At 43.5% G+C, this 12,383-nt stretch carries 11 protein-coding genes; all 11 read right to left on the minus strand.

Annotated elements, in window-relative coordinates; genetic code table 11:
* Positions 1-66 precede the first annotated feature (66 nt).
* The 11 genes from ACGLYD_RS12200 to truB all read right to left on the minus strand — a co-directional run bounded on the left by ACGLYD_RS12200 (position 67) and on the right by truB (position 12,149).
* Complete coding sequence (locus ACGLYD_RS12200; protein ID WP_067211116.1) at positions 67-1,734, minus strand: ribonuclease J; 1,668 nt, start codon at positions 1,732-1,734, stop codon at positions 67-69.
* Positions 1,735-1,842: 108 nt separating this feature from the next.
* A complete protein-coding gene (dapA, locus tag ACGLYD_RS12205; RefSeq protein ID WP_067211119.1) occupies positions 1,843-2,733 on the minus strand; it encodes a 4-hydroxy-tetrahydrodipicolinate synthase in 891 nt (296 codons plus the stop codon).
* Positions 2,734-2,759: 26 nt separating this feature from the next.
* Entirely contained in the window at positions 2,760-3,785 is a 1,026-nt protein-coding gene (locus ACGLYD_RS12210; protein ID WP_067211122.1) for an aspartate-semialdehyde dehydrogenase, read from the minus strand.
* Positions 3,786-3,962: 177 nt separating this feature from the next.
* Entirely contained in the window at positions 3,963-4,553 is a 591-nt protein-coding gene (locus tag ACGLYD_RS12215) for a dipicolinate synthase subunit B (RefSeq protein ID WP_067211124.1), read from the minus strand.
* Positions 4,554-4,565: 12 nt separating this feature from the next.
* Positions 4,566-5,339 carry a dipicolinate synthase gene (locus ACGLYD_RS12220; protein WP_399628146.1) on the minus strand — a complete coding sequence of 258 codons (774 nt, stop codon included), beginning with the start codon at positions 5,337-5,339 and terminating at the stop codon, positions 4,566-4,568.
* The gene (locus ACGLYD_RS12225; protein ID WP_067211130.1) at positions 5,329-5,604 is read right to left on the minus strand and encodes a YlmC/YmxH family sporulation protein; all 276 of its coding nucleotides are present in this window, start codon (positions 5,602-5,604) and stop codon (positions 5,329-5,331) included. The genes ACGLYD_RS12220 and ACGLYD_RS12225 overlap by 11 nt, the downstream gene beginning before the upstream one ends.
* A gap of 71 nt (positions 5,605-5,675) precedes the next feature.
* On the minus strand, positions 5,676-6,923 hold the full coding sequence (locus tag ACGLYD_RS12230; RefSeq protein ID WP_067211132.1) for a pitrilysin family protein: 1,248 nt from the start codon (positions 6,921-6,923) through the stop codon (positions 5,676-5,678).
* Between the two features lie 279 nt (positions 6,924-7,202).
* Positions 7,203-9,320: a polyribonucleotide nucleotidyltransferase gene (gene pnp, locus ACGLYD_RS12235; protein WP_067211135.1), complete on the minus strand. Its 2,118-nt coding sequence runs from the start codon at positions 9,318-9,320 to the stop codon at positions 7,203-7,205.
* A gap of 558 nt (positions 9,321-9,878) precedes the next feature.
* Positions 9,879-10,148, minus strand: a complete 270-nt coding sequence (gene rpsO, locus ACGLYD_RS12240; protein ID WP_067211137.1) for a 30S ribosomal protein S15 — start codon at positions 10,146-10,148, stop codon at positions 9,879-9,881.
* Between the two features lie 129 nt (positions 10,149-10,277).
* A complete protein-coding gene (locus ACGLYD_RS12245) occupies positions 10,278-11,225 on the minus strand; it encodes a bifunctional riboflavin kinase/FAD synthetase (protein ID WP_187045371.1) in 948 nt (315 codons plus the stop codon).
* A gap of 12 nt (positions 11,226-11,237) precedes the next feature.
* Complete coding sequence (truB, locus tag ACGLYD_RS12250) at positions 11,238-12,149, minus strand: tRNA pseudouridine(55) synthase TruB (protein WP_340740388.1); 912 nt, start codon at positions 12,147-12,149, stop codon at positions 11,238-11,240.
* Positions 12,150-12,383: the final 234 nt, after the last annotated feature.

Genomic DNA, 12,383 nt, shown 5'->3' on the forward strand with positions numbered 1-12,383 from the left:
AGGCACCTTTGCTCAGTTTATACAGGTGTGAAAGTATTCATATGTTCAATAAATATAGTTGTTGTATTAGTATTCCATAATTATAGGAATAATCATTGGTCTTCTTTTCGTTTGCTGATACAGATACGAACTAAGTGTATCGCGTATCTCTTGTTTAATGTTTGTCCATTCGAACGTCTCTTTATTCACATACTTCTCAACAATTTTTCTGACAAGATTTGCAGACTCTTCAAGAAGCTCTTCGGATTCACGTACATAGACGAATCCACGAGAGACGATTTCCGGTCCTGCAGCGATGCGTTTCTGTTTACGGTTTAGTGTGACAACAACTGTAAAGATCCCATCCTGTGAAAGTAGTTTACGATCACGGAGTACGATATTTCCAACGTCCCCTACCCCAATTCCGTCAATCAGAATATTACCTGCTTGAACTCGTCCACTCATGCGCATTTTATTGTTTTTATATTCGACAATGTCGCCTTTATCCGCAATAAATATTTGTGATTTCTGAAGTCCTGTCTCCTGTGCAAGTTTGGAATGCGCAATAAGCATCCGATACTCGCCTTGGATTGGAACGAAATAGCTAGGTTGCATTAAGTTCAGCATCAATTTCAAATCTTCCGAACTACCATGCCCTGAAACGTGGACATTCTTACTTGAAGTAAGAACATTTGCACCAGCTTTTGCAAGATCATTCATTGTCTGGAACATCGAAACTTCCATTCCAGGAGATGGTGTAAACGTAATAAGAACTGTATCTGTTTCTTTGATACGTAAGTCTCTATGCTGTTTACGTACAATTTTCTCAAGCGCATCAAGCGGCTCGCCTTGGTTACCTGTCACGATAATAACAACTCTATCATCATCATACTTCTCGATTTCTTTGACTGGGATGACAATGTCATCTTCAATCGTTAAATAACCGAGTTTCATGCCGACTTCGAAGTAACTTTCTAGACTCTTCCCAACGACTGCCACTTTTTTACCTGTTTCCAATGCCGTATCGAATACTTGCTGAATACGGATAAAATTCGACGCATAAAGCGCGACAAGAATTCTACCTTCTGCTCCGTGGAACGTTTTAGATAGACTTTTTTCAATAACCGACTCAGATGTCGTATAACCGGGACGCTCTGCTTCGGAAGAATCCGACATTAGGATGAAGACACCTTCTTCACCAAGTGCCGCCATTTTCGCAATGTCGGGACGGTACTTCCCTTTAGCAGACTGATCGAATTTGAATTCTCCAGTATGGACAATTGCCCCTTCACTTGTATGGAATACGATTCCGAGTGAATCTGGTATGCTGTGTGTCGTATGGAAGAATGTTACGTACGTACCTTTAAAATTCATTCGGCTTTTGTTCGTCACTTCAAAAAACTTAACGTTCGAGGGTGCCGGCATTTCTTTCAAATGTTCTTTCGCCAATGCGATTGTCAATTTAGAACCATAGACAGGTGCTTGTACTTTTTGCAGAAGATAGGAAATCGAGCCGATTGCATCTTCGTGACCGTGCGTCAGGAAAATCCCTTTTACGCGGTCTTTGTTTTCTTCAATATAACTTATATCTGGAATGACGATGTCAATTCCAAGCATTTCTCCTTCAGGGAACATAAGCCCCGCGTCAACGATGAACAGTTCGTCATCAACTTCGACCACGTACATTGCTTTCCCGATTTCTCCAACTCCACCGAGTGGAATGATTCTAATTAGTTCATTTTTTGTTTTTGTCACTTTGTTTCCTCCTATTAATAATTCCCGTCCATAACGACTATATTTCATTATACGGGACTGAAGCTATCTGTACAAACAAAAAAAGCCGGTAATTGATACCGGCTCCGATTAATTGAAAATATGAAGGTTTTTTCTATAGTTTTTCCAGACGTTATCAAAGGGTTCATCATTGCCTTCGAGCGCAACCAACGGCAATCTAACTCCCCCAGTTTCAACCCCCAGTTTTTCTAGCGCGTATTTCACCATCACTGGGTTGGGAGCGGTAAAAATCGCACGGAATAAAGGTAGCAACGCTCTATGCATCGCCCCAGCTTGTTCTGTCCGTCCATCTTTGAATGCAGCAATCATCTGCTGCATTTCATTGCCTGCAACGTGAGAAGCGACCGACACGATACCTTTTCCACCTATCGCCAAGGTCGGTAATGCCAATGAGTCGTCCCCGCTATAAACTGAAAATCCCTGATCCGTCCCTGAAATAATGTCCACCATCTGCTCCAGGTTTCCACTCGCTTCTTTTACTGCTCGGATATTTGTTATTTTCGATAAAGCGATGAGCGTTTCAGGAAGCATGTTGACAGCTGAGCGCCCCGGAATATTATACAACATCACTGGTAGGCTAGTTTCCCCTGCGACATGCGCGAAGTGGGCGTACATTCCTTTTTGATCAGGTTTGTTGTAGTAAGGTGCAACGAGCATAATACCGTCAGCCCCAACCCGTTCCGCCATCCGTGTAAGCTTGACGGTTTCCTTTGTAGAAAACGTACCAGTCCCCGCGATGACTGGTATGCGCTTGTTTACTTCTTTTATCGTGAACGTAAAAAGTGCTTCCTTCTCTTCTACGGAAAGCGTAGGAGATTCACCAGTCGTACCACATACGACCAATGAATCACTCCCATTCGCAATCAGGTGTTCAATCAGTTTGGCAGTTTTGTCGTAGTCAATGTCTCCCGTTGATGAAAAAGGGGTGACCATTGCAGTCGATACGCGTCCAAGCTCCATTGTTATCAGCCCTTTACTTTGTTTTATTAGTTAAGCAGAGTTTCTGCGATTTGCACCGAATTAAGTGCCGCCCCTTTTAGGAGATTGTCCGATACAATCCACAGATGGAATCCAGCCGGGTGTTCTGGGTCTTTTCTTATACGGCCCACAAACACTTCGTCTTTTCCTTCTGCAAATAATGGCATCGGATACAATTGTTTAGATGGATCGTCTTGGACGACGACGCCTGGTGCATTTTCAAGTAGAGCGTGAAGTTCTTCTACAGAAACTCCCTCTTTACCAATTTCAATATAAACCGACTCAGAATGCCCTGTTACGACAGGTAGACGTACACATGTCGCTGACACGGACAATTTCTGATCACCAAATATTTTTTTGGTTTCATTCATCATTTTGAGCTCTTCAAGTGTATATCCTGAAGCATCGAAGGCATCAATTTGAGGAATCGCATTGAATGCGATTGGATAATGCCGTTCTGCTGAAGCAGATGGTAAAATAGCTGCTTCTATTTTCGAGCGGTTTTCAAACTGCAAACTTTGACTTTCCAACTCTTCAATTGCTTCAGATCCGGCACCTGATACTGCCTGATACGTTGAAACAATAATTCGATCCAATCCAAACTTCTCACGAATCGGTTGCAGCGCAGTCACCATTTGAATCGTCGAACAGTTTGGGTTGGCAATGATTCCTGTATGTCCGCTTAAAGCTCCCGCGTTCACTTCAGGAACAACTAACGGAATGTCTTCTATCATCCGGAATGCGCTCGTATTATCAATGACGACCGCTCCTCTTTTTACTGCTTCATGTGCAAACTTTTCTGAAATAGATCCGCCCGCACTGAAAAATGCGATGTCAATGCCTTCGAATGATTCTGGAACCGTTTCTTCAACAATATATTTATGGCCACCTGCCGTAATTTCTGCACCTGCAGATCGCTTAGAGGCTAGCAGCTTAATTGATTGGACTGGAAAATTACGTTCAAGTAATTTTTCAAGAATTTTTGTACCCACAGCTCCCGTAGCACCGACTATTGCAACATTAACCTTTTTCATCTCTATCTCCCTTTCAGCTTATACGGATGCATAAATAATCAGGACATGCATTTTTTATACTGTTTTCCAAATTGCTACAAAAAACAGCATGATTAACATAAATACTTCTGTCCCTTACATCGTTAGCAGTTCATTGGAGGAATTATATCATATATCCGATTATTCTGCTCTGTATTTTTATTTTTTGTCATGAATAATTAATAACGGTTGAAGTTGTCTTTTTTCAAGAGCTGCAGCTGTAGCAGGTACCATAAGCGTGAAATCGGAGATAAGTGAATTTGGTTTTTTTACTGGATCATCTTGCCCAAAAGGGATGAAAAACACATTTTTCATATTGAGTAGCTTCATGAGGTTCATTGCGTTTAAGCCAAGTGCATCGTTTGTTGAAATACCTATAAGTACTGGACTTTCATTCCGTAACGTAGCTTTTGCAGCCATTAAGACAGGTGAATCTGTTGCCGCGTTAGCAAATCTGCTCATGGAATTCCCAGTCATCGGTGCGATAACCATACAATCGACAGGAGTTTTCGGTCCGAATGGTTCAGCTCCTACAATTGTAGAGATAACTTTTTCACCCGTTGCGGCTTCAATTCGTGCAATCCATTCTTCCCCAGTTCCGAAACGCGTTGCGGCTGTCAAAACAGAGTGAGTGATAACGGGCACAACGGTTGCTCCCGCGTCTTTTAGCGAATCAATGACTGGTATAATTTCCTCATACGTACAATGTGACGCCGTAATCCCAAGGCCTATCCTCTTTCCCTTTAGCATCGTGTTCCCCTTTCATCTTCTATACATTCTCTCGAGCGCATCCGCCAAAGCGATTGCTGCATCTACAGGAAAGTGTTTTCCCGGTAATCCGAGGAGTACTGTATAGTATTCAGATGAAAGTTGCGCCTTTAGGCAGCCCGGGGCTGACGCAAGGTCATAAATGTGCAGTCTGGGGTTCTCAGTAGCCACAAGCCATTTTGCGGGAATCGTGTTAATCAGCATTCCCTCTTTCATTGCCCAATCGTCCGTTAACTGCTCCGTCTTATATCCGTGATAACAAGCTTCACCAATCTGAGCTTCAGACCTAGCAACGACAGTCACAACAGCCCCTAAAGATGCCAATGCATGTGCTGTCGCCTTACCAACCTTGCCGAAGCCCGCCACGGAGAAAGGAGTCCCTGAAATGCACCGTTTTGTGCGCGCATAGTATTCATGGATGAATCCCTCGGCAGTCAGCTTCGCATTTTGCCAGATGAATTGCTCTTCTTTTAGATAGCAATGGAGTGACAATCCTGCCTCTCTTAGAGGCTTCAGCCATGGTTCCGAGGTGACTCCTGTATAAAGTTCCGTTCCCTCTTCTAGCAATAAAGGAGGAATTTCGTTTTTTATTTGTAAAATCGGGAAAACAATTTGCCTTGGCGAATAGTTCGCAATCACTTCACCAAGTTCATCCGAATAATGATCGGTTCCAATGTGTTGAGTGGCAAATCCTCTTTCAAACATGATGTCGCTGCAAGCCGCCAATCTGCTGTCCGTCCCTATGAAGAGCCAGTTATTATCTTTCATCGCTAGCCAACTCATCCATACTATGCGTTTTTCCGAATAGAATACGATGTTCTCCAATCAAGACAATTTCGTGCCAAGGTATGAATTCATCCGAAGGTTCTTGACGGTTCTTGAATGAAAACCGACCGAACTTCTTCTTTATTTCAAATCCGATAATATCCCCTGTTCTCCCGTTAAAAATAAGGTCGGTATCCGCCAAATAACCATAGCGGACCCCGTCCTCAACTTGAATAAGCTCCTTCTGAGCAAGTTCTGAAAGTAGCATCGTCATTCCCCTTTCCTTCGTCTCCATCCATCATATGAGATGAGCACGGGAAAACTGACTAACGCTAGCAATCAACTATTAAATTCTTTTAGAACATCCTTTGGGGCAATGATGGATGTTGCCCGTTGCCCACTAAAGATGTCGTTTGCCATTCTATAAACCTGATTTAATTCGATATTATCGATAATTGCTACGACTTCATCGACTGATTTATGCTCCTCTAATATGAGTTCATTTTTACCGTTGCGGTGCATCCTTGCTTCTGAACTTTCAAGACCTAGCAGGAACCCGCCTTTTAACTGCTCTTTCGCATTATGCAATTCGTTTTCTGTAACGCCTGCCGTCAATATCGATTGAATTACTTCATCAATCGTATCGGACAATTCTCTGAGATTCTCTGGGGAAGTTCCACCGTATATCATGAATGCACCCGTCGTTTTATACGCGGAGAAATAGGAATGAATTGAGTAGGCCAAACCACGTTCTTCACGGACTTCCTGAAATAGTCGCGAGGACATCGAGCCGCCTATTATGCTATCTAACACAATCAACTCTGGAATTCGTTTATCGTCTACAGTAAGCCCTGTAAAGCCAAGACAGATATGGGCTTGTTCAATATCTTTTTCTTTCAGCGTAATACCGCCGTGGAATTCAGGTAACGCTACTGGTGTCGCCCGTTCAATCTTCTCGTCCTTTTTGAATGAACCGAATTGAACTTCAATCAGCTGTATTAATCGATTGTCATAGTTGCCAGCTACTGAAATAACAACTTGATCAGGCGTATACGTGCGACCCATGAAGTCATCTATCATTTTGCGGTTGAACGTATTGATTGTCGATTCATCACCGAGAACTGGTTTACCAATCGGTTGTTCTGGAAACATAACGCTCCATAACCGTTCGTCTACATCATCATCCGGTGCATCTTCGACTGCTGCAATTTCATCAAGGACAATCGACTTTTCTTTCTCAATTTCTGCTTCATCAAACGTCGAATTGAAAAACATATCCGTTAAGATGGATAGCGCGCGAGGTGCCTGGTGTCCGAGTACCGTCGTGTAATAACAAGTCATCTCTTTCGATGTGAAGGCGTTAACGTCTCCGCCAATCCGATCAAATTCCTCTGCTATCGTGCGCGCACTTCGTGATGGCGTTCCTTTAAAGAGCATATGTTCAATAAAATGAGCGATTCCAGCTTCTGATTCCATCTCATCTCCTGAACCTGCACCTACCCATATCCCTAATGCAACCGAGCGTACATGCGGCATTTTTTCATGGACGATTCTGACGCCATTTCGGCATACATGTGTTTCTATCATTCTTGGAATCCCCCTTTTAAACTCTATTCTATTTTTATAGTATATTTGATGGATGAAGAAAAGCGCAAGCGGACCGAGTTAGAGAACTCAGCTTAAGTTCACCACAAGAGGAAGGCAGTCTAAAGTCGCCGCGTCCTGCGACACCAAGGAGGGATGCAGTTCAATCCCTCCCGATTGACTTATGACCCGAGCGTGTGGTCGCTAGAGACTGGACAATGAAGAAAAAGCCCCTCATCTTCACTTGAAGAGGGGCTTTCCATTCTAGTGCTGTATGTCGATTCAGCTATTCGCTTTTTCAGCTGCTTCTTTTTCTTCAAGAATGACAATTTTTCTAGACAAGTTAACGCGTCCTTGGTTATCAACTTCAGTTACTTTTACGAACATTTCATCGCCCATTTTCAAGACATCTTCAACCACTTTAGTCCGCTCTTCTGCAATTTCAGAAACGTGGAGCAGTCCGTCTTTACCTGGGAATAGTTCAAGGAAGGCACCGAATTTCTCAATGCGTTTCACTTTCGCCATATAGTATTCGCCAACTTTTGCTTCGCGAACGATATTCTCAATCATCGCTTTCGCTTTGGTATTCATTTCATTGTTTGGAGAAGAGATATAAATCGTACCATCTTGTTCAGTATCGATTTTAACATTCGTCTCTTCGATGATCTTGTTGATGACTTTTCCGCCTGGCCCAATTACGTCACGAATCTTGTCTGGATTGATTTTGATAACGATAATTTTCGGAGCATATTCTGAAAGCTCTTCACGCGGTCCTGAAATTGCTGTGATCATATGGTTTAAAATTTTCAAGCGACCTACTTTTGCTTGTGTCAATGCTTCTTCCAAGATTTCACGTGAAAGACCATCGATTTTAATATCCATTTGAAGCGCAGTGATTCCTTTGTCAGTTCCTGCTACTTTGAAGTCCATATCGCCAAGATGATCTTCCATCCCTTGAATATCGGAAAGAACAGAGTAGTTGTCCCCTTTTTTCACAAGACCCATTGCGATACCCGCAACTGGAGCTTTAAGTGGAACACCCGCATCTAACATGGCCATTGTTGACGCACAGATCGATGCTTGTGAAGATGAACCGTTTGACTCGAGTACTTCAGCTACTAGACGAATTGTGTACGGGAAATCAGTATCATTCGGGATAACCGCTGATAATGCGCGTTCCCCAAGTGCACCGTGCCCAATTTCACGACGTCCTGGTCCACGGATTGGACCCGTTTCACCAACACTGAAGTTCGGGAAGTTATAATGGTGCATGAAACGTTTTGTTTCTTCAAGACCAAGACCATCGATGATTTGTACTTCACCAAGGGCTCCAAGTGTACAAACACTAAGCGCTTGCGTTTGTCCGCGAGTAAAGAGACCTGAACCGTGCGTACGTGGCAAGATGCCTACTTCAGATGCAAGTGGACGAATTTCGTCAAGGCCACGGCCATCAGGACGGATTTTTTCATCCGTAATAAGGCGACGTACTTCTTCTTTAACCATATAATCCAAAACGCCTTTTACTTGTTTCATCGTCGCATCGTCCGCTTCGTTTTCTTTGTAGCGTTCGATTACTTCGTTTTTCACTGCATTGATAGCATCTTCACGCGCATGCTTCTCAACAGTTTGGATTGCATTAACAAGATCGGTTTCACAGCTATTTTTAATATCGGACATAATTGTTTCATCCAATGTGAATAGTGCAACTTCCGTTTTCGCTTTGCCGACTTCAGCAATGATTTTTTCTTGGAATTCAATCAGTTTAATGATTTCACCGTGTCCGAACATAATTGCTTCAAGAATGATATCTTCCGCAACTTCTTGTGCGCCTGCTTCAACCATGTTGATCGCATCTTTCGTACCAGCGACAACAAGGTCAAGTTCACTCTTCTCCAATTGTGCCGGTGTTGGGTTAACGATGAATTTCCCGTCGATTAATCCAATTTGAATACCAGCGATTGGTCCTTCGAAAGGAATGTCAGAAATCGACAATGCAAGTGAAGAACCAAGCATTGCTGCCATTTCAGATGAACAATCTTGATCAACTGACATAACAAGTGAAATAACTTGTACATCATTGCGGAACCCGTCTGCGAATAAAGGACGGATTGGACGGTCGATTAGTCGGCTCGTTAAGACCGCTTTTTCTGATGGACGTCCTTCACGTTTAATGAAGCCACCTGGAATTTTCCCAACAGCATACATGCGTTCTTCATAATTCACTGTAAGAGGGAAGAAATCTAATCCTCGTGAATTTTTAGAAGATGTTGCAGTTGAAAGTACTGTTGTTTCCCCGTAGCGTACAAGTACTGCTCCGTTAGCCTGTTTAGCAAGTTGTCCCGTTTCAATTGTCAACGGTCGTCCTGCCCAATCTAGTGTATAAACTTTTTTCTCGGTCATAATTGAACCCCTCTCCATATCCCAGCCTCGACTGTATACGTGTATGTACTTAGTAGTAGTGTAAGTGATAGCGCTCAGTGAACACAAGTTTTTATCATCATTAACCGTCATCATGGCACATTTGTACAGTATACCACTTTATTGTGGTTTCTAGTATAGAATGGGCGAAATTAGTGGTGTTATGGACTTTTTTGTAGGAAATGAAACACGGAAGTAAAGGACATAAAGAATTCCTGCAATCTGCCTCGCCGCCAGTCTTAGGGCGGGAGACTGCCACCTACTAATACAACGCCACTGTGAATGCATAAGCATGTCGTAGTGCTTTATGTTCAAAGTAAAGGCATTGACATGGTTTTTTACGAGTAAGTTCATGGCGAGCATAATAGGGCTAGTGCCGGTCATAATCGAAGCCATGGCGAGCATAACAGGCCTCATGCCGGTCATAACCGCGCCCATGGCGAGCATAATAGGGCCCATGGCAGTCATAACAAGTTAAACGCAATTAAAAATACGCACAAAAAAAAGCGGGCACGAGGCCCACTTTCGATAGTCATCTTATTAACGGCGAAGGCCGAGTTTAGCAATAAGATCACGGTAACGCTGAACTTCATTGTCTCGTAAGTATCTCAAAAGTCTTTTACGAGTTCCGATCATTTTGTAAAGACCACGACGTGAGTGGTTGTCTTTCTTATGAAGACGGAAATGTTCTGTCAGGTTATTGATCTCTTCTGTAAGGACAGCGATTTGTACATCTGCTGATCCAGTATCAGTATCATGAATTTTGTATTCACTGATCAATTCATTTTTACGTTCTTGTGTGATAGCCATCTTCTTCACCTCCATATAGTAAGATATCCCCGGTTCCCGAGCAAGCGTTGGTGATTCGCGATGCCAAGGAATGGTTTGTGCACATTGGCACGTATTTATAGTACCACGCCTATTTTGGAAATGCAACAATCATCCTCGTACTGCTAGAATCTCTTGTGCGCTTTTTTTGTCTTTGGCGATCTGTTCGACAAGCAGATCAATGGAACCGAATTTTTGCTCAGGACGGATATGTCCCACCCAGTCTACAAATGCTTCTTTACCATAGAGATCTCCGGTAAAATCGAGTACATGCACTTCTACGACGGCCTGTCTATCACTTGGATCATGGAACGTCGGTTTAACGCCAACATTACACACACCTTCATATGTTTGTTCATCCACAGTAAAACGCACTGCATAGACGCCATTTGCAGGCAACACTGTACTTTTCTCTGGCATAACGTTGGCAGTGGGGAATCCGAGCAGCCTTCCTCTTTTCTCGCCGTCAACGACTATACCCACTGTCCGGAAAGGTCTGCCAAGAAGCAATTCTGTCTCTTCAACATTACCTTTAGACAAAAGCTCACGAATCCGTGTTGAGGAAATCTTTTGCTCATTATCTGTTACTTTTTCAATAACAGTTGTACCGAATGCCCCGTCTGACAAAGCAGCCATCTGCTCCATGGTGCCCGCGCCCTTCGAACCGAATGTAAAATCAAACCCTGCAGTAACATGCAAAACATGTAGTTCCTTCAAGAAAATATCCACGAATTGCTTAGGCGAAAGCGAAGCAAGTGCCCAGTCAAACGTTACGATGAACAAAGCATCGATCCCCATTGCACTAAGTAGCCTAGCTTTTTCCTTATACTGCGTAATATAACCTACCTTATTTTCACCATCACCAAATAGATGAGAGGGATGCGGATCGAATGTCATAACAGCCGAGCGGATACCTAGTTCTTCGGCCTTTCTTTTCGCTTCGTTGATCACTGTCTGATGACCTCTATGCAAGCCGTCAAAGAAACCAATCGCAAGGGAGTAATTCGCATCATCGTCAATCGTAATTGTTTCTGGATAATGCAATTTGTAGATGTCCATTAGTATCGCCCCTTACCTGTTCAATGGAAACATCTTTTCAGGCTTCATAAGACCAAGCTTGGTAGGATGCTTCCTGTATACTGCAAGTGCCTTGCCTTCATTCATAAACACGAGTGCCTCTTCCGTGTCCAGCAGTGGATGCTCCGGCAACACTTGTCCATTTTCTACTTTCTCCAGAAGCTCCTCAGGGATTTCAATCGCAGTAAAATCACTTAGTGCATCTTCAAGCGGACGAAGTATCGAGGCTATTTGCCCTTCTTCTTGAAGAGCCCTCACTTCATCCAATGTACGGCAATCGTCCTGCACGTACGTTCCTGACGATGTACGGACTAATGCGGCCATATGCGCCGGGAAACCCAGTAGCTCCCCTATTTGGACTGCAAGCGTGCGGATGTACGTTCCTTTGCCGCAAGCAACTCGGATGCGGAATGAAACTGTTTCACCTTCATACCATTGTACAGGATCCAACAATTCGATTTCACGAATGAACACTTTCCGTTCAGGCCTTTCAACTTCAATGCCTTTTCGAGCATATTCATATAACTTTTTACCATTCACTTTTACAGCAGAATACATCGGTGGAATTTGGACGATTTCGCCTGTCAATTTGGCGAGCGCTGCTTCAATTTCCGTTCGAGTGATATGTTTCGGTGATAAATCCGAAGCTACGACTGCTCCATCCGCATCTTCCGTTTCAGTTGCAGTCCCAATGGATACAACCGCAATATATTCTTTGCCAGAATCTGTTATATATTCAGCGACCTTTGTTGCCTGTCCTAGACAAATCGGCAATACGCCCTCTACGCTTGGATCAAGTGTACCGGTATGTCCCACTTTTTTCGTACCGAGAATCTTCCGCAACTTGAATACACAATCATGCGAAGTCATTCCTTTTTCCTTCCACAGGGGAAGTATTCCATTCATACACGCCACCACCTTCACAATTCTTACTATATGTAAAAAGGAGGAAGCCGGAAAGTCCTTGTGGACACCGACTTCCTCCTTTTTGTTACTGGCTAGTCTCCGGGTGCCAGATGCTAGGTCATAAAGCATCTTAGCGACACCCTACTCTTTTTCCACTGGCTAGACTCCGGGTACCAGATGCTAGGGTCATAAATCAGTCCAGCTCTGCGGATAGTACCCCGCGACGCTGGCCCG

The sequence above is a fragment of the Sporosarcina sp. SG10008 genome (assembly GCF_044569405.1).
GTDB lineage: Bacteria > Bacillota > Bacilli > Bacillales_A > Planococcaceae > Sporosarcina > Sporosarcina psychrophila.